The sequence below is a fragment of the Streptomyces sp. NPDC058371 genome, assembly GCF_042723265.1.
In the GTDB taxonomy this organism is placed as follows: domain Bacteria; phylum Actinomycetota; class Actinomycetes; order Streptomycetales; family Streptomycetaceae; genus Streptomyces.
Map to the genome: position 1 here is coordinate 120,683 of NZ_JBHXJC010000002.1, position 24,349 is coordinate 145,031.

24 protein-coding genes and 1 pseudogene are annotated in these 24,349 nt (G+C 71.6%); 11 read left to right on the forward strand and 14 right to left on the reverse strand.

Annotation, left to right across the window (positions count from 1 at the left end; translation table 11 throughout):
* Positions 1-113 precede the first annotated feature (113 nt).
* The 6 genes from ACFWM2_RS08095 to ACFWM2_RS08120 form a co-directional block, all read right to left on the reverse strand.
* Positions 114-1,574: a diacylglycerol/lipid kinase family protein gene (locus ACFWM2_RS08095; protein WP_383274535.1), complete on the reverse strand. Its 1,461-nt coding sequence runs from the start codon at positions 1,572-1,574 to the stop codon at positions 114-116.
* A 179-nt stretch (positions 1,575-1,753) separates the two neighbouring features.
* A complete protein-coding gene (locus tag ACFWM2_RS08100) occupies positions 1,754-2,197 on the reverse strand; it encodes a response regulator (RefSeq protein ID WP_383274538.1) in 444 nt (147 codons plus the stop codon).
* Entirely contained in the window at positions 2,194-3,846 is a 1,653-nt protein-coding gene (locus ACFWM2_RS08105) for an ATP-binding protein (RefSeq protein WP_383274541.1), read from the reverse strand. The genes ACFWM2_RS08100 and ACFWM2_RS08105 overlap by 4 nt, the downstream gene beginning before the upstream one ends.
* Positions 3,843-5,081 carry a PP2C family protein-serine/threonine phosphatase gene (locus tag ACFWM2_RS08110; protein WP_383274544.1) on the reverse strand — a complete coding sequence of 413 codons (1,239 nt, stop codon included), beginning with the start codon at positions 5,079-5,081 and terminating at the stop codon, positions 3,843-3,845. The genes ACFWM2_RS08105 and ACFWM2_RS08110 overlap by 4 nt, the downstream gene beginning before the upstream one ends.
* Positions 5,082-5,226: 145 nt before the next feature.
* Complete coding sequence (locus ACFWM2_RS08115) at positions 5,227-5,679, reverse strand: ATP-binding protein (RefSeq protein ID WP_383274548.1); 453 nt, start codon at positions 5,677-5,679, stop codon at positions 5,227-5,229.
* Positions 5,680-5,938: 259 nt separating this feature from the next.
* Positions 5,939-6,349, reverse strand: a complete 411-nt coding sequence (locus tag ACFWM2_RS08120) for an STAS domain-containing protein (RefSeq protein ID WP_383274551.1) — start codon at positions 6,347-6,349, stop codon at positions 5,939-5,941.
* Positions 6,350-6,664: 315 nt separating this feature from the next.
* On the opposite strand from ACFWM2_RS08120, the gene ACFWM2_RS08125 reads away from it, so the two are divergent.
* Genes ACFWM2_RS08125 through ACFWM2_RS08135 form a run of 3 tightly spaced genes read left to right on the forward strand, consistent with a single transcriptional unit; the run spans position 6,665 to position 7,906 of the window.
* Positions 6,665-6,811 (forward strand): hypothetical protein, encoded by a 147-nt coding sequence (locus ACFWM2_RS08125; protein WP_383274554.1) that lies wholly within the window; start codon positions 6,665-6,667, stop codon positions 6,809-6,811.
* 22 nt (positions 6,812-6,833) lie between these two features.
* Entirely contained in the window at positions 6,834-7,481 is a 648-nt protein-coding gene (locus ACFWM2_RS08130) for a PRC-barrel domain-containing protein (protein ID WP_383274557.1), read from the forward strand.
* Positions 7,481-7,906, forward strand: a complete 426-nt coding sequence (locus tag ACFWM2_RS08135; RefSeq protein ID WP_383274560.1) for a PRC-barrel domain-containing protein — start codon at positions 7,481-7,483, stop codon at positions 7,904-7,906. Before ACFWM2_RS08130 ends, ACFWM2_RS08135 begins: the two co-directional genes overlap by 1 nt.
* Before the next feature lie 8 nt (positions 7,907-7,914).
* Here ACFWM2_RS08135 and ACFWM2_RS08140 read toward each other — a convergent pair whose 3' ends face one another.
* Entirely contained in the window at positions 7,915-9,210 is a 1,296-nt protein-coding gene (locus ACFWM2_RS08140) for a DUF6777 domain-containing protein (protein WP_383274563.1), read from the reverse strand.
* Positions 9,211-9,373: 163 nt separating this feature from the next.
* Here ACFWM2_RS08140 and ACFWM2_RS08145 point away from each other — a divergent pair, with 163 nt between their 5' ends.
* The gene (locus ACFWM2_RS08145; protein ID WP_383274565.1) at positions 9,374-10,669 is read left to right on the forward strand and encodes a streptophobe family protein; all 1,296 of its coding nucleotides are present in this window, start codon (positions 9,374-9,376) and stop codon (positions 10,667-10,669) included.
* On the opposite strand, the gene ACFWM2_RS08150 is transcribed toward ACFWM2_RS08145, so the two are convergent.
* From ACFWM2_RS08150 to ACFWM2_RS08165, 4 genes are all read right to left on the reverse strand, one after another.
* The gene (locus ACFWM2_RS08150) at positions 10,666-11,667 is read right to left on the reverse strand and encodes a serine/threonine-protein kinase (protein ID WP_383274568.1); all 1,002 of its coding nucleotides are present in this window, start codon (positions 11,665-11,667) and stop codon (positions 10,666-10,668) included. The genes ACFWM2_RS08145 and ACFWM2_RS08150 overlap by 4 nt on opposite strands.
* Positions 11,667-12,614: a hypothetical protein gene (locus tag ACFWM2_RS08155; RefSeq protein ID WP_383274571.1), complete on the reverse strand. Its 948-nt coding sequence runs from the start codon at positions 12,612-12,614 to the stop codon at positions 11,667-11,669. Before ACFWM2_RS08155 ends, ACFWM2_RS08150 begins: the two co-directional genes overlap by 1 nt.
* A 5-nt stretch (positions 12,615-12,619) precedes the next feature.
* Complete coding sequence (locus ACFWM2_RS08160; protein WP_383274574.1) at positions 12,620-14,968, reverse strand: FHA domain-containing protein; 2,349 nt, start codon at positions 14,966-14,968, stop codon at positions 12,620-12,622.
* A 108-nt stretch (positions 14,969-15,076) separates the two neighbouring features.
* Positions 15,077-15,487 carry a hypothetical protein gene (locus tag ACFWM2_RS08165; protein WP_383274577.1) on the reverse strand — a complete coding sequence of 137 codons (411 nt, stop codon included), beginning with the start codon at positions 15,485-15,487 and terminating at the stop codon, positions 15,077-15,079.
* Positions 15,488-15,924: 437 nt separating this feature from the next.
* On the opposite strand from ACFWM2_RS08165, the gene ACFWM2_RS08170 reads away from it, so the two are divergent.
* On the forward strand, positions 15,925-16,311 hold the full coding sequence (locus ACFWM2_RS08170) for a nuclear transport factor 2 family protein (RefSeq protein WP_383274580.1): 387 nt from the start codon (positions 15,925-15,927) through the stop codon (positions 16,309-16,311).
* A gap of 71 nt (positions 16,312-16,382) precedes the next feature.
* Positions 16,383-16,670 carry a DUF1905 domain-containing protein gene (locus tag ACFWM2_RS08175; protein WP_383274583.1) on the forward strand — a complete coding sequence of 96 codons (288 nt, stop codon included), beginning with the start codon at positions 16,383-16,385 and terminating at the stop codon, positions 16,668-16,670.
* A 123-nt stretch (positions 16,671-16,793) separates the two neighbouring features.
* On the opposite strand, the gene mgrA is transcribed toward ACFWM2_RS08175, so the two are convergent.
* Entirely contained in the window at positions 16,794-17,786 is a 993-nt protein-coding gene (gene mgrA, locus ACFWM2_RS08180) for an L-glyceraldehyde 3-phosphate reductase (protein WP_383274586.1), read from the reverse strand.
* A 111-nt stretch (positions 17,787-17,897) separates the two neighbouring features.
* Between mgrA and ACFWM2_RS08185 the strand changes: the two genes are divergently transcribed.
* The 3 genes and pseudogenes from ACFWM2_RS08185 (at position 17,898) to ACFWM2_RS08195 (ending at position 20,934) form a co-directional block, all read left to right on the forward strand.
* The gene (locus tag ACFWM2_RS08185; RefSeq protein WP_383274589.1) at positions 17,898-18,821 is read left to right on the forward strand and encodes a LysR family transcriptional regulator; all 924 of its coding nucleotides are present in this window, start codon (positions 17,898-17,900) and stop codon (positions 18,819-18,821) included.
* Between the two features lie 80 nt (positions 18,822-18,901).
* Positions 18,902-20,391 (forward strand): annotated as a pseudogene (locus ACFWM2_RS08190) (carotenoid oxygenase family protein).
* Between the two features lie 27 nt (positions 20,392-20,418).
* On the forward strand, positions 20,419-20,934 hold the full coding sequence (locus ACFWM2_RS08195) for a DinB family protein (protein ID WP_383274592.1): 516 nt from the start codon (positions 20,419-20,421) through the stop codon (positions 20,932-20,934).
* On the opposite strand, the gene ACFWM2_RS08200 is transcribed toward ACFWM2_RS08195, so the two are convergent.
* Entirely contained in the window at positions 20,916-21,986 is a 1,071-nt protein-coding gene (locus ACFWM2_RS08200) for an adenosine deaminase (protein WP_383274595.1), read from the reverse strand. The two genes, ACFWM2_RS08195 and ACFWM2_RS08200, sit on opposite strands and share 19 nt — an antisense overlap.
* 138 nt (positions 21,987-22,124) lie before the next feature.
* Positions 22,125-22,523 (reverse strand): VOC family protein, encoded by a 399-nt coding sequence (locus ACFWM2_RS08205; protein WP_383274598.1) that lies wholly within the window; start codon positions 22,521-22,523, stop codon positions 22,125-22,127.
* Positions 22,524-22,775: 252 nt separating this feature from the next.
* Here ACFWM2_RS08205 and ACFWM2_RS08210 point away from each other — a divergent pair, with 252 nt between their 5' ends.
* Together ACFWM2_RS08210 and ACFWM2_RS08215 are read left to right on the forward strand one after the other, a co-directional pair.
* Positions 22,776-23,516 (forward strand): phosphatase PAP2 family protein, encoded by a 741-nt coding sequence (locus ACFWM2_RS08210; RefSeq protein WP_383274601.1) that lies wholly within the window; start codon positions 22,776-22,778, stop codon positions 23,514-23,516.
* A 112-nt stretch (positions 23,517-23,628) separates the two neighbouring features.
* Entirely contained in the window at positions 23,629-24,339 is a 711-nt protein-coding gene (locus ACFWM2_RS08215; RefSeq protein ID WP_383274604.1) for a dienelactone hydrolase family protein, read from the forward strand.
* Positions 24,340-24,349: the final 10 nt, after the last annotated feature.

Sequence of the window (24,349 nt, forward strand, 5' to 3'; positions counted from 1 at the left end):
GAGAGGGAGGGAGGAAATTGTTGGTCCCCCCCCCCTTTGTGGGTCGGTCCCCCCCCCACCGGCCGTTTCTCCCGCGCGAGCGGCTCGTCCGGCCGCACGCTACGGGCGGCCGGTCAGCGCAGCCACTGGTCCTTCTCCGCCGGCCGGTACAGCGTCACGGCCCGGGTCAGCTTGTCGAGCACCAGCCGGGGCGAGGGCTCCCGGGTCACTTCTCCGTCGTACGAGAACCGCGGGTCGCCGTCCAGCACTTCGAGGCGGAGGCTGCGCACCTGGGCCGTGGTGAGGACGCGGCTGTTGTGCAGGGTGCCGGTCAGTACGGCGAGCAGCAGCCGGGTCCTGGCCAGCGGGGTGCCGCCGTCGACGGCACGGACGTCCAGCAGCCCGTCGTCGAGCTGTGTGCGGTACGTGGGGGCGAACCCCGCGGGGTGGTATATGCCGTTGCCCGCGAACAGCAGCCACAGACGCTTGGGGCGGCCGTTGACCGAAACCTTCACCGGGCTTCCCGTGGCGAGGAGCTTGGCCAGACCGACGACGAGCGCGGGCCACTTGCCGATCCGCTTCTCGAACCGCTCCCGGACGCTGACGAGATCCGAGTAGACGCCGAGGCTGAAGGTGTTGAGGAACACCTGCTCGGGTCCGCCCGGCACGCGGGCCCGGCCCATGTCCGCGACGACCGCGTCGCCGTCCTGCACGGCACGCGCCACGTCGTCGAGGGTCTGGTTGCCCAGGTCCGCGGCGAAGTGGTTGAAGGTGCCGCCGGGGAACACCGCGAGCGGCAGGCCGAGCCGGGCGGCCACCTCCGTCGCGGTGTTGATCGTGCCGTCGCCGCCGAAGGCCCCGAGGGCGCCGCCCTGCGCCCGGGCCCGCTCGGCGGCCTGCTCCAGAACGTCCCGCAGCTCCTGCCCCTCCTGCGGAACCGTGATGTCGGCCTTGGGCAGCAGGGTGCGCAGCTGCTCGGCCGCGTCCGGAGTGTCGGAGGACCGGGACAGACCCGAGGACGGGTTGACCACGATGTGCAGGCCCTCTCCCCCGGGCAGCGCGGGCGCCGGCCGGCGCGGTGGCGCCGCCGCGGCCGCCACCTCGGGCTTCACCGGCCACCAGCGGGCGGTCAGCGCGGCGGCACCGACGCCGATCGCGACACCCACCGCGACATCGCCCGGGTGCCGGACCCGGGACCGGATGCGCGCCATCGTCAACGCCGTGGCGGCCGGGGCGATGACCAGGCCGTAGCGGGGTGCTTCGAGCAGGACTCCCGCCGCGAACGCGGCGGCGGACGCGGCGTGTCCGGCCGCTTCGAGGGGCTGCACCTTGCGGGCCGCCGGGCGGGCCAGCGCACGGGTCGCGGTGGACGCGATGGCCACGGCGCCGATGCCCCGCAGTGCCGCACGGCGCGCGTTGCGGTTCCCCGAGGCGCCGAGGGCGGCGGCCGCACCGCCCCACAGCAGACCGCCCGCGGTGACGCGGCGCCACCCGGGCTCGCCGCTGCGCTCGAGCCCCGCCCTCAGCACGGCCCGCGTGTTCAGCCGTCGGCGCATTCCGCTGCCTGTTCGCAGCCACGCCTTGCGCGTTGTCATGAGTGGGCCCACCCCTTGCATGGTCGACATCGGATCTCGTGGCCGGCAAGGTCGGTGCCGCCTCTGTCCCTGTGCCCCGAGTCGGCGCATTCATGGACTCCCGAGTCGGGCACAACGACCTGTACCTCACCTGTGACGCACTCGACGCCGGACGACCCCGCTCGACCGTCCCGGCGCGGTCACTGGCCCTTGGGCAGCTTCACCACGGTCACGAAGAAGTCGTCGATCTGGCGGACGGCCGCGATGAACTGGTCCAGGTCGACCGGCTTGGTCACATAGGCGTTGGCGTGCAGCTTGTAGCTGCGCAGGATGTCCTCCTCGGCGGAGGACGTGGTCAGCACGACGACCGGAATGTGCGCCAGCTCGTCGTCCGACTTGATCCGCTCCAGGACCTGACGGCCGTCGTACTTCGGCAGGTTGAGGTCAAGGAGGATCAGGTCGGGCCGCGGCGCGTCCGCGAACTGGTTCTGGCGGTACAGGAAGTCGAGCGCCTCCTCGCCGTCCCGTACGACATGCAGGGTGTTGCGGATCTTGTTGTCCTCGAACGCCTCGCGGGTCATCAGCTCGTCGCCGGGGTCGTCCTCGACGAGCAGGACCTGAATGGACTGGGCGGGGGTGCTCACGTACGGGCTCCTTCGGGTGGGCGCGACGCCTCTTCGGTCGCCGGCTGCGGGGCCGGTTGCGTCGCGGGCAGGGTGAAGCACACCCGCGTGCCCTCACCGGCGGCACCGGACAGGGTGATGCCGCCTCCGTGATGCTCGACGATCTTCCGGCACAGGGCAAGGCCGATGCCGGTGCCCTCGTACTCGTCGCGGCTGTGCAGTCGCTGGAAGATGACGAAGACCTTCTCCCGGAACTCGGGCTCGATTCCTATCCCGTTGTCCCGGACGCAGATCCGCCACTGGTCCTCGGCCGACTCCGCCTCGCAGGTGACGACTATCTCGGGCGTCCGGTCGGCACGGCGGAACTTCACCGCGTTGCCGATCAGGTTCTGCCACAGCATCGTCAGGGTGGTCGGATCGCCCGTCACGGTGGGCAGCGGCCCCTCGCGCACGACCCGTGCCCCGGTCTCCTCCAGCGTCACGCTGAGGTTGGCGAGCGCCCGGTCCAGTACGCCGTCGAGCGCGACCGGGGACGGCTCCTCGCCGACGCGTCCGACCCGCGAGAACGTCAGCAGGTCGTTGATGAGGATCTGCATGCGCTTGGCGCCGTCCACGGCGAAGTCGATGTACTGCTTGGCCCGGTCGTCCAGTTGATCGCCGTAGCGCTTCTCCAGCAGCTGGCAGAACGAGGCGACCTTGCGCAGCGGTTCCTGAAGGTCGTGCGAGGCGACGTAGGCGAACTGCTCCAACTCCGCGTTGGAGCGCTTCAGTTCCAGCGTCTGGGCGTCGAGTTCCCCGGTCTGCTGGTGCAGCAGCGCCTCACGGGCCCGGGAGGCGGAGAGCTCCTCGACGATACGGCGGCGCATCTCCTCGACGGCCCATGCGACCGCCTCCAGGTCCCGGGGCCCGTCGAGCCTGATCCTGTGCTCGAACGCGCCGCCGCCCACCTCGACCGACGCCGCTTCGAGCTTGCGCAGCGGACGGCCCACGATCCTGTGCAACAGCAGGGTCAGCGCGAGACCGCTCGCCAGGAAGGCGGCGAGCATGCCGGCGAAGAACAGGGTGCGCAGCCGACGGCTGTCCTCGGCCGACGCGCGCGTGTGGTCGCGCAGTTGCCGTATGTCCTCTTCGAGGGTCGCGAGCAGGGCTCGGGTCTCGTCGAACTTGGCCTTGCTCGCTTCGAGACCGGGCACGGTCCCGCCACCGGACGAGCGGCCCTCCTCGATCAGGGGGCGGGCGTAGTCGCGTCGCCAGCCGTCGCCGGCCCGCTGGACCGCCCTCAGGTCGGCGACGATGCCGGAGTGGCCGGCGAGTTGCGTGGCGAGCCGGTCGCGCATCGTCTTCTCGTCCCGCACCCCGGACTCGTACGGCTCCAGGAAGCCGGGGTCCTTGCTCAGCACGAAGCCGCGTACGCCCGTCTCCTGGTCGACCAGCGACGTCTCCAGTTGGTAGGCGGCGGCCCGTGCGGGCTGGATGCGGTCGGTGAGCAGGTCGGAGCGGTCGTCGGCGCGGGCCTGGAGGACCCCGCCGCACACGGCGAAGACCACCACGAGCAGGATGTTGGCCGCCAGCACCAGGTGGATCCAGCCCTGAACGGTCAGCCGCGCCATGCCCTTGGTCCGATCGTCCGGGGCGCCGGAGGACGGCGCGCGGCGGGCAGCACCGGTCATGACGCGCCGTCCGTCGCCACGTGCAGGACCGCCACGTCGTCCGCGAGCCCTCCGTGGGCGGCGGTCAGCGCCGCGACCTCGTCGACCACGGCGTCGACGAACGGACGGCCGCGCAGGGCCATGTGCTTCCTCGCCACAGCGAGCAGTCCTTCCTCACCCAGCCTTCGGTCCGGCGCCACCACGCCTTCGAAGAGTCCGTCGGTGAACAGCGTGATGGCGCTGATGTCGTGTGCGGGCAGTTCGGTCTCCGTCCAGCGGGCGCCGCCGGGGATCAGCCCGAGCGCGGGGCCGACGGGCGGCTCGAACAGGTCGATGCCTCCCGGGGTGCGCACGAGCAGTCCGGGGTGCCCGGCGCGGATCACATGGAACCGGCTGCGGTCCTTGTCGATCCGCACCATGGTGAGCGTGGCGAAGATGTACTCGGCGGCGCGCTCGGCGCCGAGGATCTCCTCCAGCAGGCGGACCTGTTCCGTGCCGACGCAGCCGGAGAGTACGGCGGCCCGCCAGGCCACCCGCAGACAGACACCGAGCGCGGCCTCGGCGGCGCCGTGTCCGGAGACGTCACCGATCACCGCGTGCAGCGTGCCGTCCGTGCCCTCGACGACATCGAAGAAGTCGCCGCCGAGCAGCGCGTGGTCCCGTCCGGGGCTGTAGCGGGAGGCCACCAGGCAGTCCTCGCCGCGCAGCAGCGGCGTGGGCAGCAGGCCGCGCTCCAGACGCGCGTTCTCCTGGGCCAGCAGTCTGCTCGCCTGGAGCTCCGCGCCCGACCGCTCCACCTGCTTGCGCTGGAGCGCGTAGCGGACCGCCCGGCTGAGTCCCTCCGCGGTCAGCCCGTCCTTGGCGAGAAAGTCCTGCGCGCCTTCGGCGACCGCGGCGAGGCCTGCCTCGTTCTCGGCGACTCCGGTGAGCACCACGACGGCCGCGTCGGGCGAGGCGTCCCGGACGAGCCGGACCGCGCTCAGTCCATGGGTGTCCGGCAGATGCAGGTCAAGCAGGACGCATACGGAGTACGGCGAGCGCTCCAGGAAGGCCCGGGCCTCGGCGAGCGACTTGCACCAGTTGACGTCCATGGGCAGCCCGCTGTCGGCGAGCACCTCCCGGACCAGCAGCGCGTCCCCGGCGTCGTCCTCGACCAGCAGCAGCGCCGCGGCGGCGTCCAGCGCCCAGCGCGGGTCGGCACTCCCCTGCCGGGGCAGCGGGCCGCGTTCCCTGGTCCGCAGCGGATGATCCGCCACGCTCACTCCCCTGCGCCGGCCGTCGGCCGCGGCGGGACCGCTGCCGGGACCCTCCCGCCGGCCGCGCGGGCAGCCGGCTCGACGGAGGGCGCGCCCCGCTCCGCCGTGCCACGCCCCGTCCGGCCTCCCGCCGTGGGCTTCCGGTTCAAGGGCGCAGCTCGAGCACGGCTCTGACGCACTTGCCGACCGGTACGCGCCCGACGCTCACCTCGGTCGCGAGGGCGTGCACGATTTCCAGTCCGTGCCGGCCGATGCGCTGGGGATCGCGCGGATACCGGCGGGGCAGCGTGGCGCTGCTGTCGTAGACGGTGACGGTCACGGAGGCGTCGGTGCCCTCCAGTTCCAGAATGTACGGCCCGTGGCTGTGCCGGTCGGCGTTGGTGACCAGCTCGCTCACGACGAGGAGGAGGTCACCGCCGAACCGTGCGTCGATCTCGGCGCACCATTCCGACCGGAGCTGTTCGAGGAACAGCTCGGCGAAGGATCGTGCCTCGGCGATGCATCCCGGCTCGCCGGTGTAGTGCGCCGCCCGCCGAAGCGGTTCCACGGGCACGTCGAAGCCAGTCGGTATCACTGCTCCGCCCAAGTGCTCGATCATGCGTGTCTCTCTCGGAAGCCGGTACGACCGGACGCTGCTGCACAAGTGCTCGTACCCCAAGATGTCTTCCCCACTCACCCCTATTTTCCCTGAGATCACAGAGGGTGGGAAGAGGGTGAAAACACCCGCTGACGAGCGAAGACACACGGCGGTCCCGGCGTGCGGGCGGCGCGCGCCGCCCGGACCGTGCCGCCGGTTGCCGGTTGCCGCCACGGCGCGGAGCGGCCCGCGGCACGCAGTGGCCCGCTACGGCCCGCGGCTAGTGCGTGTCCGTCCCGGGTGTCTGCCGGGCGCGGCCCGGATCGTTCTCCTGGGGCTCTCCCGGGTCGGCCTCCTGGAGCTGTCCCGGGTCGGCCTCCAGCGCCTCCGCCGTCGTCGCGTACACCGGCAGCACGTCCAGTACGCCGGTGATTCCCAGCACCCTTTCGAGGAACGGGGAGAGCGCCGCGAGCCTGAAGCGGGGGCCGTGCGTGGCGTAGGCCTGGAGGACCACGTTGATCGTGGTCGAGTCCGCGAAGCGCACCTCGGCCAGCTCGAGCACCACCGCGTCCGGCCGGGCGAGGGCCGCCTGCGCGATCGCTTCCGCCAGCTGTCCCGCGTTGTCCAGGTCCACCTCCCCGCGGACCGCGATCACCGTCGACCGGCCGGCCTCGCGCACGGACAGCGACATGGCTACCTGGTCCGGACTCCGACCTGAATGCACGGTGACCCTTCGGAATGTCTGCGGGATGTGGGGGTAATCGGGGGGCGGCGCACAGCGCAGCCGTGGAGCGGTGACACGGCCCACCGTAGCCGATGGTTGACCTTTGGCAACAATTGCTGACGCGTAACGATCTGCTCTCCATTGGCCCAAGTCCGCTTCTGTTCAGGGCGGTTGGCGCGGCCGAGTGATCGGTCGGCGCATCGTCCCGTCCCGCCGGGGCAGACGGACAGTGCCGGATCCGGTCGACTGCGACCGGGTGGCCCGGATGACCGGAGGTGGACGGTGGTGTGGTGGATGTGGCTGGTCGTCGTGGTCGCTGCCCTGCTGCTGCTGAGCGTGGCAGTGGTGTGGGTGCAGTCGAGCCGGCGGTCCGGGACCGTCATCGCGGTGCAGCGTGGACGCGGGTTCGGGAAGAAGGGCACGCGGTGACGGAGAAGAAGAGGGGGACGCGGTGAGCGAGTTGATGGCCGCACGCGATCTCGGCAAACGACCGGTGGTCACGCTCGCCGGTGACGTGATCGGCCAGGTCAAGGACACGGTCTTCGACGGGCCGGCCGGCCGGGTCACCGGCTTCACGCTCAGCGGCCGGGGGCTGCTGTCCGGCCCGCTGAAGCAGAGCCTGCCCTGGAGCGCGGTGTACGCGCTGGGCCGGCACGCCGTCATGATCCGCGGCCGCGAGGTGCTCGCCGAACCGTCCGCGGTGGTCGCCCGGGGCGAGGCGGCGCACGGCGCCGTGCTGGGCGCCCAGGTGCTGACCGACGCGGGCGCCGAGGTCGGCACGGTCCTGGACATCGTCGTCGAGGGCGGCACCAGCGGGCGCGTGGTGGGCTTCCGCATCGCCGCCCGCGAGGCGCTGGAACCGGGTTCGAAGCGCCGGCGGCACAAGGTGTTCGTCCCGCGCGGCGAGACCCTGGCCGTCTCGGGGCGCGCGCTGGTGATCCCGGCGGACGCGACCCGTTTCGTCGCCGACGATCTCACGGGGTTCGTCGGTCAGGTCGAGGCATTTCAGATCCGGCGTGCCGCGGCCGGGTCCGCGGCGCCCGAACCGGCCGCGCCCGGCAGCCCGCAGGACGGATTCGAGAAAGGCCCGACGCCGTGATGATGTTCTCGCAGGCCCAGGGACTGCCGGTGGTGACGCTGGGCGAGGCGGACGAGATCGGTGTCGTCAAGTCACTGGCGATCGACGCCGAGGCCGGGCTGGTCACCCATGCGCGGATCACCGGAGCGAAGGGGCGCAAGGAGACCGCGCTCGCCTGGAGTGCGTTGCACGCCTTCGGCCCCGACGCCGTACTGGTCCGGTCGGACGCCGCGCCCGACACGGCGACGCTCGCCGCGTCCACACCCCACGACGCCCTGCGCGCCCGTGTGTTGACCGAGGACGGTGACGAGCGCGGCACGGTCAAGGACATCGCCTTCGATCCCGGCACGGGACGCATCGAGAAGATCTACACGGCGTTGGGCGAGATCCCCGGCGACCGCTTGCTGGGACTCGGGGACTACGCGCTGGTCGTGCGCTCGGGCTGAGGTACCGCTCAGAGCGCCGGAGTGGTCGCGGACGACTGCGGGGCGCTGAACGAGGAGGCGGACGCCGGAGCGCTGGAGGTGGACGCCGACTCCGTCGTCGTCCCGGAGGACGCGGAACTCGGCGGCTCCGAGGACTCCGACGACGAGGGGGCCGACGGGGTCGACGAGGACGGCGACGACGACGAGTCGCACGGACTCGGCGGCGTTCCGCCGGGCGGGGACACGCACGGCGGCGGTGAGTTGGGGCTTGAGGTCGAGCTGCTCACCGACGGGGAGGGACGGTCCACCGGCGGCTTGGTCTTCTGGTCCTTCTCGCCCGTGTCGCCCTTCTGGCGGTGGAACCAGTCGTCGTGGTCCGGGTCGAACATGACGAACACGTTGATGACCGTCGTGGCGGGGGTGACGACCACGACGTTCTGGGGCCGGTACGAGGACCAGGTGTCGCCGGTCCGCTTCGGCGTGGTCTGCTGCGCGACCGGCGGTGCCAGCGGGTTGCCGCACGCGCAGCGCACCCGGGGCACGCCGTGGTCGTCGACCAGGACGGCCGTGCCCGCCTGGAGCACCGCCTGGTAGCTGGTGGCGGCGCCGTCGCGGTAGCCGTGGTTGGTGACCCGGGTGTCCATGCGCAGCTGAACGGGCGTGAGCGAGCGCAGATAGGCGGGCACGCCGGAGGGCTGCACGCCGGCCACCGACGCGAACGCCTTGTTCTTCGCCGGGGCCGCCCGGAGCGCGGAGATCTGCTTCTCCACGTCACAGCTGGCCACCTTGCGGGTGCCGCCGTAGAGGCCGGGTGCGGAACCGTCCACCCCGCGCGTCACATTGGCGGATTCCGCCGCACTGTCGGAGGCCGCGGGCGTCTCGGGCACGGTCGAACTGTCCTTGGCCGTCGACTCCGTGAACGGATCGGGGCCAGTCTTGGCCGCCGACTGCAGGAAGACCTCGCCGCCGGCTTTGTCGGAAGTGCCGTCCGAACGGGTGAACACCAGGATCAGGACCACCGCAGCCACGACCGCGGTGGCGATCACGGCCACCCGGGGCGCCGATTTCCACCAGGCACGGTCCGGTCCGCCCCGCCCGCCGGCCGGCCCCTGGGGCCCGGAAGGTCCGCCCGACCCGCCCGATCCTCCGCCCCCGCCCGATCCCCCCGTGTCGCCCGCACCCGAACCACCGGCCGGCGGTCCCATCGGCGGGCGGGCGGTGGGCTGGGTGGGACTCGGTTCGGACGGACCAGGCTGCGACGGACCCGACAGCGGGCCCGAGGGCGGTCCTGTGGGGCGGCCGGAAGACGGCGGTTCGACGCTCACGAGCTCTTCTTCCCTGCGTAGGGATCTCGCGGCACTTCAGACATTTAGCACCGCTTTATGCACATTGAGCCCATTGTGTGCTCCGGTCCCGTCCCGCCCGCAAGCGGACGCGGTCGGCCCTCCCCGGCGGGCGGACCTCCGAAGCCCTGCTTAGCGTGGCAGCGTGAGCCCGAAGACACCCTCCGACCAGGCAGTCGCCCACCACGGCTGGGTCCAGGCCGTCATCACGGTCCTGGCCGGGGTGATCGTGATGGGCGTGATCGCCGCACTCGGCCTGTGGGCGGCCGGTGCGGCCGACCTTCCGGACAACGCGTTCCCGCGCGTCACCGCCGCCACCGTGGTGACGGCCGTCGGCGGCAGCATCGAGCTGGCCGGCGACGCCGGTGCGATCGCGGAGACCAAGGCGGGACTCACCGTGATGCCGCTGTCGGTCACACTCGCCGGCGCCCTGGTGATCGCCGCCGGCTTCCTGCGCCCACTGCGCCACCGGGCCGTCGCCGGCGCGCCCGAACTGGCCGGCTGGGCGGCCCGGATCGCCGTCGTATGGCTGCTGGCGCTCATCGGGCTCGCCTTCGCGGCCCGCCAGAACTTCGCGATCTCGCTGGGGGACGGCGCGATCTCCGACGTCGGCGACCTGTTCGGCGCGTCGCCCAAGGTGGGCTTCAAGGCGGATGTCCCGGTCACCGTGCTGTTCGGCCTGCTATGGCTGGCGGGTGTGCTGGTGCTCGCCCTGCTCGTCTCGCGCCGGGCCCCCCTGCCGGCCCGGCTGGTGCGCTTCCAGGAGTCGGTACGGCCGGCCGCGTTCGCCATGGTCGCGCTGCTGCTGTCGTACGTCGGGCTCGGCGTCGTCACCGGCCTGGTGGTCGCGGCGACACGCGGCCACACCGCCGAGACGTTCGCCGTGATCCTGCTGGGGCTCCCGAACCTGGTCTGGCTTGCTCTCACGATCGGCCTGGGCGCCTCCTGGAACGGGCGCGTGGACGGGCCCTTCGGTCTGCCGATGCCGCACCTCCTGGACCAGGTGCTGCGCACCCCGGACATCTCCACGCTCAATCTGCGCACCCTCGCCGAGTACGACGGCCGGGTGTGGTGGCTGGCCGTGATCGACGGCGTACTGCTGCTGGCGGCCGCCTTCCTCATGGCCGCCCGCTCCCCCGTCCGGGTGCGGGCGTGGCAGCACGCCGTGCACCTGGCGGTCGCCCTGGCGCTGACGGTCCTGATGATCTGTCTCGTCGCCCGCGTCTCGGCCCACTACGGCCTGTCGCTGCTGGGCATCGGCGACCTCGGCGGCGGCCTGTCCGGTCAGCTTCTGCTGCGCCCGAAGTTCTGGACGGCTCTCGGCTTCGCCGTGCTGTGGGGCCTGATCGCCGGTTTTCTCGGAGCCCTGGCCGCGCGGCGGATGCACCGGCGGGGCGAGGTCGCAGGCGACCGAGGCACCGGCAAACAGGTGACCGACTAGCGCCGGAAGATCGGGCGGGCCCAGGCGGGAGGTTCGGGCGGCGGACCCGGATGTTCCGGCGCTCCGACGGTCTGCAGGTCCAGCTGGGTCGGCGCATGGCCACTGCCCGTGCCCCCCGTCACCGCGGCCCGCAGCGCCGCCACGAAGGCGAGACAGGAGTCGTACCGGTCGTCGGGGCTCTTGGCCAGGGCCTTCGCCAGGACGCCGTCGGCGGCGGCGGTGAGGTCGGGGCGCTTATCGGTCAGGGGCGGCGGCTGGTCGTACTGGTGGGCCCAGAGCAGGGCCATGTCGTCGTCCCGCTGGAAGGGCGGCTTGCCGGTCAGGATCTCGTGGATGACGCAGGCGAAGCTGTAGACGTCGCACCTGCCGTCGACCGGACGCCCGGAGATCTGCTCGGGTGCCACATAGTCGAGCGTCCCGACGAACTGCCCCACGGACGTGAACCCGGTCAGCGACAGCGACTTCTTGGTCAGGCCGAAGTCCGTGAGGTACACGTGCTCGGGGTGGTCGCTGTCCGTGCCCGCGGCCACCAGGATGTTGCCGGGCTTGACGTCCCGGTGGACCAGGCCGTGGTTGTGGGCGGCGTCGAGTGCGGAGGCCACCTGCGCGGCGATCCGCACGGCGGTCCCGACGGGCAACGGGCCCTCCCGGTCGAGCAGATGACGCAGATCCTGCCCCGAGACGTACCGCATCGCGATGTACAGGACGCCGTCCGTCTCGCCCGCCTCGAAGACCGGCACGATGTGCGGATGGTCGATGGCGGCGGCCACCCGTGACTCGTGGGTGAACCGGCGGCGGAAGGTGTCGTTGCGGGCGAGTTCCGGCGCGAGCAGCTTGAGGGCGACGGTCCGTTCCAGGCGCAGGTCCTTCGCGCGGTAGACGACCGCCATGCCGCCGCGTCCGATCTCCCGCTCGATCCGGTATCCGGCGATCTGCTTCCCGATCAGCCCGGAGGGCCGTCCCGAGTACAGGCTCATGTCGTGGGACGCGTCGTCCATCAGGCGTCACCCGACCGTACGTCGCCCGGCCGCATCGGCGCGTCCGGCAAGCGCGGGACGAGACGAGTCGGTTCATGTCCGTCGGCGGGAGCGGATTGGGCGGGAGCGGATTCCCGTACGACTCGGGTGGCTTCGCCCTCCTCCGGCTCCGGCACGAGCCGGGTCGCGTCCTCGTCGTCGCCCTCTTTCTCGTCCTCCGGATCCCGTACGAGCCGGGTCGCGGCCTCGTCCTCCGGATCCCGTACCGCACGGGTCGCTTCCGGCTCCGGCTCCGGCACGAGCCGGGTCGCGTCCTCGTCCTCCGGATCCCGTACGGCACGGGTCGCTTCCGGCTGCGACTGCGACACGGGACGGGGCGCGCCGTCCCGATCGGCACCCGTCTCGTCCTCGTTCTCCGGCTCGCGGACGACACGCGTCGCTTCCCTGTGCGGCTGGGACGGTGCCGGCGCCGGCGCCCCGGGTGACGGTTCACCCGGTGCGGCATACGTGTTCAGCCGTGTCCCGTCGCAGTACACCCACCGCTCGTGCTCGGCGTCGTACAGCCATACGGACTCCCCGTCGACGACGACGCCGGCCCGCAGCCCGCGCGTACGGTCGTGGAAGTGCTCTCCGTCGAGGCGTCCGACGGTCAGGTCCTCCGTCGCGCCGCGATATCGCGCGATCGCCTCCTCGGCACGGGCCAGGAGCGGTCGCGGATCCGCCGTCCGGGTGAGCGGGCTGGTCGCGGCGGGCGGGGCCTGCGGTACGCCGATCAGCAGCCGGCCGTCGACCCAGGCGGACCAGCCGTTGGCGCAGACGACCCGGCCCCAGTCGCCCCGCCGGTCGACGAGTTCGACGGGTAGCAGCGCGTCCAGGGGCACGGTGGGGTGGGAGGGGTCCGGGGTCTCCCAGGCGGGCAGTCCGTCCTGGGGAACGACATGCGTGGGGCGGAAGTCGGGGGTGGTCATCGCACCTACTTCCGCATGACGGCAGGCTCGTGCCGCCGCAGCAGCCGGGCCACCAGGTACCCGAAGACGACCGAGAGCACGACCAGCATCCCGACGTTCAGCAGCCACACGCCGGCCGAGTGCTTGAAGAGGGGGTCTCCGGTGAGCTCGCCGGGCACGATGCGAGCGAGGCCGATCGTGCCCGCCATCGCCCCCAGCGCCCATCGCGAGGGCACCAGCCAGGCCAGCTGCTCGACCCCGGGCACCCCGTTCAGCTTCAGCAGCGCGCCGCAGAACACCACTTGGACGATCGCCAGCAGCACGAGCAGCGGCATGGTGACCTCCTCCTTGCGCACCAGCGCGGAGACGAGGAGGCCGAGCATCATCGCCGTGAAGGCGAGCAGGGCCACGGCCACCGTCATCTCCAGCAGGGGTGGCATGAGGACCCCTTTGCCACCGGGCGCGTTGAGATCGACGCCGAACAGCCCGACCAGGGTCAGCACGACGGCCTGCAGCACCGTGATGGTGCCGAGGACGACGACCTTGGACATCAGATAGGCAGACCGGGACAGACCCACCGCACGCTCGCGCTGGTAGATGACACGTTCCTTGACCAGCTCGCGCACGGCGTTGGCCGCGCCGGTGAGGACTCCGCCGACGCACAGGATGAGCAGCGCGTTCATCGCCGTCTCCTGGGTCAGTTTGCTCCCCGCCAGGGCCCGGGCCATCGCGCCCATCACGAAGGGCAGCGCGATCATGATGGCGAGGAACGTCCGGTCGGCGCTGAGCGCGGCCGCGTACCGCCTGACCAGTGTGCTCAGCTGAGCGCCCCAGCTCTGGGGCTTGGGCGGCGGCCCGAACGTCGGGGCCGGGGCCGATTCCGCCAGCTGCGGCTGGGAGGTCGAGTTGACGATGTACTGACGGTGGACGGGCGACTCCCGGTAGTCCCCCGCCCAGTCCCGGTCCCGGTCCCGTTCGAAGGCCTCGAAGGCCTCCGGCCAGTGCTCGAAGCCGAAGAAGGCCAGGGCGTCCTCGGGCGGCCCGTAGTAGGCGATCCTGCCGCCCGGTGCGAGCACCAGCAGCCGGTCGCAGACGTCGAGGCTCAGCACACTGTGCGTGACCACGATGACCGTCCGCCCGTCGTCGGCGAGGCCGCGCAGCATGTGCATCACCGAGCGGTCCATGCCGGGGTCGAGGCCGGAGGTGGGCTCGTCGAGGAAGAGCAGCGAGGGTTTGGTCAGCAGCTCAAGGGCCACGCTGACGCGCTTGCGCTGGCCTCCCGACAGGCTGTGGATGGGCTGCCCCGCCCGCTGTTCCAGGCCCAGCTCCCCGATCACCTCGTCGACCCGGGCCGTGCGCTCCGCCTTGGCAGTGTCCTGCGGGAAGCGCAGCTCGGCGGCGTAGGTGAGCGCCCTGCGCACGGTCAGCTGCGCGTGCAGGATGTCGTCCTGCGGCACGAGCCCGATGCGCTGGCGCAGCTCGGCGTAGTCCCGGTACAGGTCGCGGCCGTCGTACAGGACCGTGCCCCGGTCCGCGGGGCGCTGCCCGGTCAGGGCGTTCAGGAGGGTGGATTTTCCGGCGCCGCTGGGTCCGACGACGGCGAGCAGACATTTCTCGCCGACGGGAAAGGACACCTGGTCGATGAGCGTCTTGCGGCCGTGGTCGACGGCGACCATGAGGTCCTGGACGTCGAGGGAGACCTCGCCGGTGTCGACGTACTCCTGTAGCTGGTCGCCGACCAGGCAGAACGCGGAGTGACCGATACCGACGATGTCACCCGCGGTGATCCGGGCCCGTTCGACGGGCTGCCCGTTGAGGAACGTCCCGTTGTGGCTGCCGAGGTCGACGATCTCGTACGTGCCGTCCGGGAGCGCGCGCAGTTCGGCGTGCCGGCGGGAGACGACCAGGTCGTCGATGACCAGGTCGTTGTCGCCGCCGCGGCCGATGCGGACCGTGCGGGCGGGCAGCGGACGTACGGTCGTGGGCTGCCGGAACGTGCCGGTCGCGGAGGGCATCCGGACGGCGGAGGGGCGTTCCGGGGCGGTGGGCGGCGGGGTGTGGTCGACGAGGACGGCGCGCGGGCCGTCCGCGGGGCTGCCGAAGCGAATCACACTGCCCGCGCCGACGCCCCACTCGTGGACGCGGCGGCCGTCGGCGTACGTGCCGTTGGTGCTGTTCTCGTCCTCCAGCGTCCAGTGGTCGGCCTCGGGTCGCAGCACCGCGTGGTGCCACGAGACCCGCACGTCGTCGATGACGACCTCGCAGAGCGGGTCACGCCCGACGTGATAGTCGTGGCTGGGGCTCATCACCGTGGAGCCCGTCTCGGTCTCGAGGACGAGTTCGGGTGCTGTCGGTACTGTCGACCGCTCTCCCATGCCAGAATTCTAGCTATTCGTCCAGATGTGCGCCTGATCAGCGAGCCGGCCCCGGGGTGCCGCGCGGTGAACAGGGCGGACCGGGCGTCCGGTGACCGGACGGGACGGTCACGCCGCGGGCGTCGACAGCACGGGGACGAAGCGCTGCATGCGGAGCGCGTCCACGGACTCCGCGAGCAGCTCGTACTCGGTGGTGTCGTCGCGGGTGGCGATACGGACGAGCTTTCCGGCGGCCAACTCCTCGGCGACGAGCTCCTGTTCCCGGGTGTCGCCGCACCACGCGCGCAGGACGCTGGGCACGTCGGGGACACCGGCCCCGACCGGCGCGATGGAGTTCGGCGGGAAGTTCGGGTTGCCGGGGCGCGGGTCGAGCCGTTCGGCCATCCAGGCGGCTCGGTCCCGCATCCACCACAGGGCCAGCGCCAGGGTGGGCGCGCGATAGGTCCCCAGGGGGACGCCGACGCGCTGGCCGCCGCACATTCCGTAGGCGGTCACATGGCACAGGAATTCGTCATGCACGGTCGCTCCCCCATAACGGCGCTCGGTGCCGGTCCGGCCTCTCTCTCCGTGCGGCTCGCGTGCTGCGCAGGATGCTCTTACGGCTCTTGCTGCGCGGGTTGTACCTGTGCCCCTCCGCCGCGCACGATGGTGCGACGATGCGCTGCGGCGCGAAGGTTCTGTGCGGGCGTGGCTGAATCGCCCTGGTAATCGAGTATCGCCACTACTGACACTCTGTCACCATGCCATTCCAGCCAGTCTCTTGGCATATTCACCGCAGCGAGTGGCCGAAACGGGACGCGGCCCTTTCACCGGCCGCGGAGGCGCCCTTACCCGCGAGGTAATCGACGGTCCCGGGTGCCGCGCGGCATGGTTGCGGTACCGGATCCCAGCGGGGCACCGCACACCGGAATCCAGTCCCTGACCAGTACGTTTCCCTCGATGGAGGCTGATCGACCATGTCCGCAGAGACCGAACGCCACGAGCTCGCCGTCGCCCGCTACTTCGAGGCCTGGAACGCCGCCGACGCGGGGACCCTGGCGAAGGCGGTGGCCACCGCCTGGGCCGTGGACGGCAGTTACACCGATCCGCTCGCCGACGTCCGGGGGCACGAGCAGCTGGTGGCCGTGATCACGGCGGCCCACGAGCAGTTCCCCGGGTTCGCCTTCCGGCAGACAGGTGCCGTCGACGGGCATCACGACATCGCCCGCTTCGGCTGGGAGCTGGTCAACGAGGCGGACGGCTCGGCGCCCGTCGCCGGTTTCGACGTGATCACCCTGGACGACGAGGGCCGTATCCGCAGCGTGCTCGGATTCCTCGACCGGGTGCCGGCCGGAACCGCCTGAAGCGCCCGCGATGAGTTTTGCCGCTCCCGGTGGTCTCTTGAGCAGGAGAGCCACTCGGAGCGGAGGACCGGATGAGCACGGCAGGCAAGGTGAACGAACAATTCACGGCGGTACTGCGAAAGAGCCCGGACAAGGGCGGCTGGACCTATGTCGTATGGCCGGAGTCCGTCGACTTCTTCGGAACACGCGGTCTCGTCAAGGTCAGCGGCACGATCGACGGGCATCCCTTCCGCAGTTCCTTCATGGCCCTGGGGGACGGAACCCACAAGCTGCCCGTGAAGGCGGACGTGCGCAAGGCGATCAAGAAGGAGGCGGGAGACACCGTGACCGTCCGCCTGGAGGAGCGCCTCGGCGCGTGACGGCCGCCCGCGCGGAGTCGGGGGAACGTCACGGCGGCATCCCCGTCGGCCACCTCACCGCACGACCGACAGGCGCCCGGCACCTGAGCGGCGGGCGCCTCCCGGCGCGTCAGACAGGCCGCCTCACTGCTTGATGATCGCGTCGATCCGGGCCAGCTCCTCCTCGTCGAAGTCCAGCGCGCGCGTGGCCGTCACGCTGTCCTCCAGCTGCCCGGCGCTGCTCGCCCCGATCAGGGCGGAGGTCACCCGGCCGCCGCGCAGCACCCAGGACAGCGCCAGCTGGGCCAGCGACTGACCGCGGGACGCGGCGATCTCGTTGAGCGCACGCAGTTGGCGCACCAGGTCCTCGGTGAGGGTGTCGGCGCTGAGGAACGGGCTGTCGCTCGCGGCGCGCGACCCCTCCGGGATGCCGTCGAGGTAGCGGCTGGTCAGCACGCCCTGCTCCAGCGGCGAGTAGGCGATGGAGCCGACCTGGAGCTCGTCCAGGGCGTCCAGCAGCCCCTCGTCCTCGGGGCGGCGGTCGAGCATCGAGTAGCGCGGCTGGTGGATCAGCAGCGGCGTGCCCAGCTCGCCCAGGATCCGGGCGGCTTCCCGGGTCTGCTCCGCCGAGTAGTTGGAGACGCCGACGTACAGCGCCTTGCCCTGCTGCACGGCCGTGTGCAGAGCGCCCATCGTCTCCTCCAGGGGAGTCTCCGGGTCGAAGCGGTGCGAGTAGAAGATGTCGACGTACTCCAGGCCCATCCGGCCCAGGCTCTGGTCGAGCGAGGACAGCACGTACTTGCGCGAGCCCCATTCGCCGTACGGGCCCGGCCACATCAGGTAGCCGGCCTTCGTCGAGATGATCAGCTCGTCGCGGTAGGGGGTGAAGTCGGCCTTGAGCGCGGCACCGAGGGCCGACTCGGCGGCGCCGGGCGGCGGCCCGTAGTTGTTGGCCAGGTCGAAGTGGGTGACACCCAGATCGAAGGCGCGGCGCAGGATCTGCCGCTGGGTCTCCACCGGGCGGTCGGGCCCGAAGTTGTGCCACAGGCCGAGCGACAGCGCCGGGAGCTTCAGGCCGCTGCGTCCGGTGCGGCGGTAGGGCATGGCCTCGTAACGGTCGGTGTTCGCCGTGTACACGTGCGCTCCTGGAGGAGAGTTCCCGATAGGACGTCCTCCACTGTCGCGCGCCCACCGGGCAGTGGTCCAACAGGAGAATCGGATGGGATTGAGCGACTACGCTGCTCAATCATGGAACTGCGCCATCTCCAGCATTTCGTCGCCGTCGCCGAGGACCAGCATTTCACCCGGGCGGCGGAGCGGCTGATGGTCTCGCAGTCGGGACTCTCCGCGTCGATCCGCGCGCTGGAGCGGGAGCTCCAGGCGCCGCTGTTCGTGCGCACCACCCGCCGCGTGACGCTCACCGAGGCCGGCCGAGCCCTGCTGGGCGAGGCGGAGCGGATCCTGGCCCAGGTCAGGTCCGCGCACGAGGCCGTGGCCGCGGTGCAGGGCGTGCTGCGCGGCACGCTCTCCCTGGGCGCCGAGCAGTGCATCGCCGGGGTGTGCGTGGCCCAGCTCCTCGCCGCGTTTCGGCGGCTGCATCCGGACGTGGAGATCCGGCTGCGGCAGGCGGGCTCCGGGGCGCTGGCCGAGGAGGTCGCCGCCGGGCGCCTGGACCTGGCCTTCGCCGTGCGGATGCAGCCGGACAACGATCAGCTGCGTACGGTGTCGCTGGCCGGGGAGCCGATGACCGTCCTGTGCCACCCGGCGCACCGCCTCGCCGCGGGCGGGCCGGTCACGCCCGAGGAGGTGTGCGGCGAGTCCTTCGTCGACTTCCACCCCGACTGGGGGCCGCGCCGCATCACCGACGCGGCGTTCGCCGCCGCGGGAGTCGAACGGACGGTCGCGCTCGAGGTCAACGACGTGCACAGCCTCCTCGAACTCGTCCAGGAGGGCCTCGGAATCGCCGTCGTACCACGCCACTTCAGCCTCAAGCCGGAGGCGTCCGCCCTCACCTCCCACGCCCTGAAGGGCACCGGGGAGATGTCGTACGAGACCGTCGCGATGCTTCCGCCGCCGGACGCCACCAGTCCCGCGGCCCGGGCGCTGATGGCGCTCGTGGCCACCGAAACAGGGGGCCTGGCACCACCCCCCGAGGGGCCCCAGCACTCCTGACCCGGCCGGGTCCTGCGCCGCAGACTCGTGGACGTCAACACGACACACGACGGGGCGGAAGTCCGGAGATGACGGATCACATGGGACAGCACACACGACGGAACGTGCTGCGCGGGGCGGCAGTTGCGGCAGCGGGAGGGCTCGTCGGCGGGCTGGGCACCCGAACTGCGGCCGCTCAGGCGCCGGTTCCGGCGACGGCACGCCAATACCCCTTCCTGGAGGGGGCGTTCAAACCCGTCACCGAGGAGCTGACGGCCTTCGACCTGCCGGTCACCGGACGCATTCCGCGGGAGCTGACCGGCCGCTACCTCCGCAACGGCCCGAACGTGCTGGGCCTCGAGGACCCCCGCGCACACCACTGGATGCTCGGCGAGGGAATGGTGCACGGCGTACGGCTGCGGAACGGCCGCGCCGAGTGGTACCGCAACCGCTGGGTCCGCTCGTCGAGCGTGGCCAAGAAGCTCGGTGAGCCCTACCCCGGGCCGGTCCCGCCGGACGACTTCCCGTGCAACACCCATGTGATCGGGCACAAGGGGCGGATCCTCGCGCTCCAGGAGAGCGGGCCGCTGCCGTACGAACTCGACCACGAGCTCAACACGGTGGGCACGTACGACTTCCGGGGCTCGCTCGAGGGTGCGTTCACGGCGCACACCAAGTTCGACGCCGAAGCCGGTGAGCTGCACGCCGTCACGTACTACCCGACCTGGGACCATGTGCGGCATCTCGTCGTCGGGCCGTCGGGGAAGGTGGTGCGTACGACCCGGGTGCCGCTGGCGGGCGCGCCGATGATGCACGACTTCGCGCTCACCAAGAAGTACGTGGTGCTCTTCGACGTGCCGGTCACCTTCGACCCCGCGGGCGCGGAACGGGGCGACATCGTGCCGTACGTCTGGAATCCCGGGCACCCCGCGCGGGTCGGCCTGCTGCCGCGGGCGGGCGGCCAGGTCCGCTGGTTCGAGGTGGACCCGGTCTTCTACTCGCACACCCTGAACGCGTACGACGAGGGCTCGTCCGTGGTCATCGACATGACGACTTATCCCGCCCCCTTCGAGGTGGCGGGCAAGGGTTCGGGCGGACCCTACGGAGAGGGCACCGCCTCACTGGAACGCTGGACCGTGGACCTCGCACACGGCCGGGTGCGCACCAGGACCCTGACGACCGACCCCAGGAGTTCCCGCGCGTCAACGAGTCCCTGGTGTCCCGCCGGCACCGGTACGCCTACACCGCGGCCGCCGCCGACATGACGCTGGCGTACATGACGGCCGACGGCAATCCGCCCGACCGGGCCTTCGGCAACGCGCTGATCAAGCACGACCTGTTCCGCGGGACCACGCAGCTGCACCGGCTGCCGAGGGACGCCGCCGCAGGGGAAGCCGTCTTCGTCCCCTCGGCAGGGGCCACCGCCGAGGACGACGGCTATGCGATCGCGTACGTCCACAACCCCGACCGGGGCGCGGCCGATCTGGTGATTCTTTCCGCCCAGGACTTCTCGGGAGAGCCGGTGGCCCGGATCCACCTGCCCGGCCGGGTGCCGCTGGGCTTCCACGGGAGCTGGATTCCGGACGCGTAAGCGGCCGCCATGGGAGATGGTGGACGTATGCAGGCAAAGGACATCCTCATCGACGCGTACCAGCGCATCCAGGAAGAGGTCCACGCGACCGTCGACGGTCTGTCCCCGGACGACCTGAACGCCACTCCCGCCCTGGGCGCCAACTCCGTCTCATGGCTGGTCTGGCATCTCTCCCGCGTGCAGGACGACCATGTCGCCGACGCCGCCGGGCTCAACCAGGTCTGGCTCACGCAGGGCTGGGAGAAGCGCTTCGGGCTCGACCTGCCCGAGCGGGACACGGGGTACGGCCACAGTCCGAGCAAGGTGGCCAAGGTCCGGGTGGGCTCGGGCGAGCTGCTGGTCGGGTACTACGACGCCGTGCACGAGCAGAGCCTGGAGTTCATGCGCGGGCTGGGTGCGAAGGACTTCGAGCGGGTCGTGGACGAGCGCTGGGACCCGCCGGTCACCCTGGGCGTACGCCTGATCAGCGTCCTGTCCGACGATCTCCAGCACGTCGGACAGGCCGCGTACGTCCGCGGGCTGCTTCAGAGCACGGCGTCGTAACCGGGCAGCACCACGTCCCGGATGAGGGCGGTCCGCTCGTCGAACGGGATGAACGCGCTCTTGAGGGCGTTCACCGTGACGGTGCGCAGATCCTCGACGGTCCAGTTCGCCTCGTCGACCAGCAACGCCATCTCGCGGGTCATCGTCGTGCCCGACACCAGACGGTTGTCGGTGTTGAGGGTGACCCGGAAGCCGAGGTCGCGCAGGGTGGTGATGGGGTGCTCGGCGATGGAGGTGGCGGCGCCGGTCTGGAGGTTGGACGTGGGGCACATCTCCAGGGCGATCCGGTGGTCGCGCACCCAGCCGGCGAGCCGCCCGAGCTTGCCGTCGACGACGTCCTCCATGATGCGGACGCCGTGGCCGATGCGCTGGGCCCCGCAGACCTGGAGTGCCTGGTGGATGCTCGGCAGGCCGTGGGCCTCGCCGGCGTGGATGGTGAACGGGACGCTCTCGCCGCGCAGGTGCTCGAACGCGGCCAGGTGGTCGGCGGGCGGGAACCCGTCCTCGGCGCCGGCGATGTCGAAGCCGACGACGCCCGCGTCGCGGAACGCCACGGCGAGGTCCGCGATCTCACGAGTGCGGTCGAACATGCGCATCCCGCACAGCAGGGTGCCGACACGGACCGGGGTGCCCGCGGCCGCCGCCTTGGCCATGCCGGCCGCGAGGCCCTCCTGCACGGTCTCGACGACCTCGGGCAGGCTCAGCCCGCCGTTCAGCATCAGCTCGGGGGCGTAGCGCACCTCGCCGTAGACGACACCGTCCGCGGCCAGGTCGAGGACGTACTCCTCAGCGGTGCGCAGCAGGCCCTCGCGGGTCTGCATCACGGCGAGGGTGTGCTCGAAGGTGGCTATGTAGCGCACCAGGTCACCGGAGTTGGCGGCCTCGTAGTACCAGGCGGCCAGTGCGTCGGGGTCGGTGGTGGGCAGCGTGTGGCCGACCGTATCCGCCAGTTCCACGAGGGTGGCGGGACGCAGGCCGCCGTCGAGGTGATCGTGCAGCACGGCCTTGGGCAGCCGGCGGATGGTGTCGATGTCGATGCGGGGCGCGGTCATGCGTTCTTGTCCTCGGGAGTTCTCGGGGTGTGGTTCTGCGGCGCGCGCCGGCCTGCGGCGCGTACTGCGGTGCTGGGCGCGCCCTGGTGGAGCGCTGCCCCGCGTGCCGCGGTGGGTCGGACGTCGTGCTGCGGGAGGTCAGGCCTCGGGGGCCGGCTGGAGCAGGTCCCAGCGGTTTCCGTACAGGTCCTGGAAGACGACCACCGAGCCGTACGACTCGTGGCGCGGCGCTTCCAGGAAGGTGACGCCGACGGCGGTCATGCGCGCGTGGTCGCGGGCGAAGTCGTCGGTGTGCAGGAAGAAGCCCACGCGTCCGCCGGTCTGGTTGCCGACGCCGGCGCGCTGCGCCTCGTCCTTCGCGCGGGCCAGCAGCAGCCCGGCCCCCTGGCCCTCGCTGCCCGGCTGGACGACGACCCACCGGGATCCGTCGGGCCGCGGCGCGTCCTCGACGAGCCGGAATCCGAGGGCTTCGGTGTAGAAGCGGATCGCCTCGTCGTAGTCGTCGACGACGAGGGTGACCAGGGCGATGCGTCTCATCAGGACCTCTCGGAAGGTTATACGTAACACGTAGGGTACGGCATCCGTCGAGTGGTCCGGTTCCGGGTCCGGAGTGGGTGACGGGGGAACGATCCCCGCCCGGCGATCGTCTACAGTTCAGTAGACCGTCTACAGGATTGTAGTCAGCGCGGGGGTGCACTGCGGATGCCCCCGAAGGAAGGGGTCCACCAGGATGGCCGAAGCCCTGCGCACCGCTCCGCCGCGTGCGGCCGATGCCCGCCGGGTGCTCCCGTGAAGCGGGAGGACGCCGCCGATCTCGCCGGTTCGACGGCGGTCGGCAGCCTGGTGGCCTTCGTGCTGCTGGCCCTGACCGTCACCGGCCGGCACGGAGCGACCCTGTTCGGCGACGCCGACCTGCTCAGCTGGTCGGTCGCACACCGGCCGGATGTCGCGCTGGCCGTGGCCCGCGGAGCGACGTACACCGGGACGGGGATCATTCCCTACGTCCTGGTGGCGCTGGCCGGGATCATCGTCGGCCGCTCACCCCGGCAGCGTGCGGTGGCCGCGGCCGTCTGCGTCGGCTGCCTCGCCGCCGCCCAGGCCGTCCGCTTCGGCGTGATGTCCCTGGTCTCCAGGCCCCGCCCCGCGACGGTGGAGTGGGCCACGCACGCATCCGGCTGGTCGTTCCCCTCGGGCCACACGACGACGTCCGCCATCACCGCCGGACTGCTGATCCTCGCGGTCCTCGCGCGCGCCCCGCACGGCCGGGGCGCGCTCGCCCTGCTCATCGGCTGCTGGGGCATGCTCGTCGGGCTGACCCGCGTCTATCTGGGAGTTCACTGGTTCTCCGACGTCCTGGGCGGCTGGCTCTTCGCCCTCAGCTGGCTGAGCCTGTCCGTGTACGCGCTCGCCCGCCTCGCTCCCCGTTCCTACTCCGCGATAGCGGCTCCCCACCCCCGCCCCGGTCCCACGGAAGAGCGCCGCCACGGATCCCGCGGCCATCGCGAGTTCCCGCCTCGCCCCACTCCGTAGCGACCGCGGCCGGTCCGTCGCAGCGGCCTGACGGACCTCTGCGTGGCAGGGTGGAGATCGACTCGGGACCTCGTCCCCCGCCCAGCGGTTCCCCCCACAGGAGTTGAGAGCCATGTCCGAGAAGCCGAAGTCGACCGGAGCCCCCGCCCATCAGAACGTGACCTTCCCCAGCGCCGGGTCCACCGCGCACGGTTATCTGGCCCTGCCACCCTCGGGGCGCGGTCCCGGCGTCATCGTCATCCAGGAGTGGTGGGGCCTGACCAACCACATCGCCGACGTCGCGGACCGTCTGGCCCGGGAGGGGTTCGTGGCCCTCGCCCCCGACCTGTACGGCGGCAATGTCGCCCACGACACGGACGAAGCCGTGCGGATGATGCAGGAACTGCCGGTGCCCCGGGGCGTCGAGCTGCTGTCCGGTGCGGTCGACCACCTGCTCGGCCTCCCCGAGGTCACCTCGGACACGGCCGGCGCGGTCGGTTTCTGCATGGGCGGCGGCTTCGTCATCTACCTCGCGGCTGCCGACCCGCGTATCACTGCGGCCGTGCCCTTCTACGGCGTCATCCAGGGCGAGCTGCCCGACTTCTCCGCCCTGAGGGCCCAGATCCAGGGTCACTACGGCGAACTCGACGGGACCATCCCCGTGGAGAAGCTGGACGAGCTGCGCGCGGCCATCCAGCACCAGGCCGGCATCACCCCCGACCTGCGCCTCTACCCCGCCGGGCACGCCTTCTTCAACGACGGCCGCCCCGAGACGCACGACCCCAGGTCGTCCGCCCAGGCCTGGCAGAGCACGGTGGCCTTCCTGCACGATCAGCTGGGCTGACCCGGCCCCT

Excerpts from the sequence above, each read along its gene's own strand:
- ACFWM2_RS08200 (WP_383274595.1), bottom strand. The coding sequence starts at position 21,986 with ATGACCGCGCCCCGCATCGACATCGACACCATCCGCCGGCTGCCCAAG.
- ACFWM2_RS08150 (WP_383274568.1), bottom strand. The coding sequence starts at position 11,667 with ATGGACGACGCGTCCCACGACATGAGCCTGTACTCGGGACGGCCCTCC.
- ACFWM2_RS08215 (WP_383274604.1), top strand. The coding sequence starts at position 23,629 with ATGTCCGAGAAGCCGAAGTCGACCGGAGCCCCCGCCCATCAGAACGTG.
- ACFWM2_RS08115 (WP_383274548.1), bottom strand. The coding sequence starts at position 5,679 with ATGATCGAGCACTTGGGCGGAGCAGTGATACCGACTGGCTTCGACGTG.
- ACFWM2_RS08095 (WP_383274535.1), bottom strand. The coding sequence starts at position 1,574 with ATGACAACGCGCAAGGCGTGGCTGCGAACAGGCAGCGGAATGCGCCGA.
- ACFWM2_RS08135 (WP_383274560.1), top strand. The coding sequence starts at position 7,481 with ATGATGTTCTCGCAGGCCCAGGGACTGCCGGTGGTGACGCTGGGCGAG.
- ACFWM2_RS08105 (WP_383274541.1), bottom strand. The coding sequence starts at position 3,846 with ATGACCGGTGCTGCCCGCCGCGCGCCGTCCTCCGGCGCCCCGGACGAT.
- ACFWM2_RS08195 (WP_383274592.1), top strand. The coding sequence starts at position 20,419 with ATGCAGGCAAAGGACATCCTCATCGACGCGTACCAGCGCATCCAGGAA.
- ACFWM2_RS08205 (WP_383274598.1), bottom strand. The coding sequence starts at position 22,523 with ATGAGACGCATCGCCCTGGTCACCCTCGTCGTCGACGACTACGACGAG.
- ACFWM2_RS08155 (WP_383274571.1), bottom strand. The coding sequence starts at position 12,614 with ATGACCACCCCCGACTTCCGCCCCACGCATGTCGTTCCCCAGGACGGA.
- ACFWM2_RS08160 (WP_383274574.1), bottom strand. The coding sequence starts at position 14,968 with ATGGGAGAGCGGTCGACAGTACCGACAGCACCCGAACTCGTCCTCGAG.
- ACFWM2_RS08170 (WP_383274580.1), top strand. The coding sequence starts at position 15,925 with ATGTCCGCAGAGACCGAACGCCACGAGCTCGCCGTCGCCCGCTACTTC.
- ACFWM2_RS08185 (WP_383274589.1), top strand. The coding sequence starts at position 17,898 with ATGGAACTGCGCCATCTCCAGCATTTCGTCGCCGTCGCCGAGGACCAG.
- ACFWM2_RS08175 (WP_383274583.1), top strand. The coding sequence starts at position 16,383 with ATGAGCACGGCAGGCAAGGTGAACGAACAATTCACGGCGGTACTGCGA.
- ACFWM2_RS08120 (WP_383274551.1), bottom strand. The coding sequence starts at position 6,349 with ATGTCGCTGTCCGTGCGCGAGGCCGGCCGGTCGACGGTGATCGCGGTC.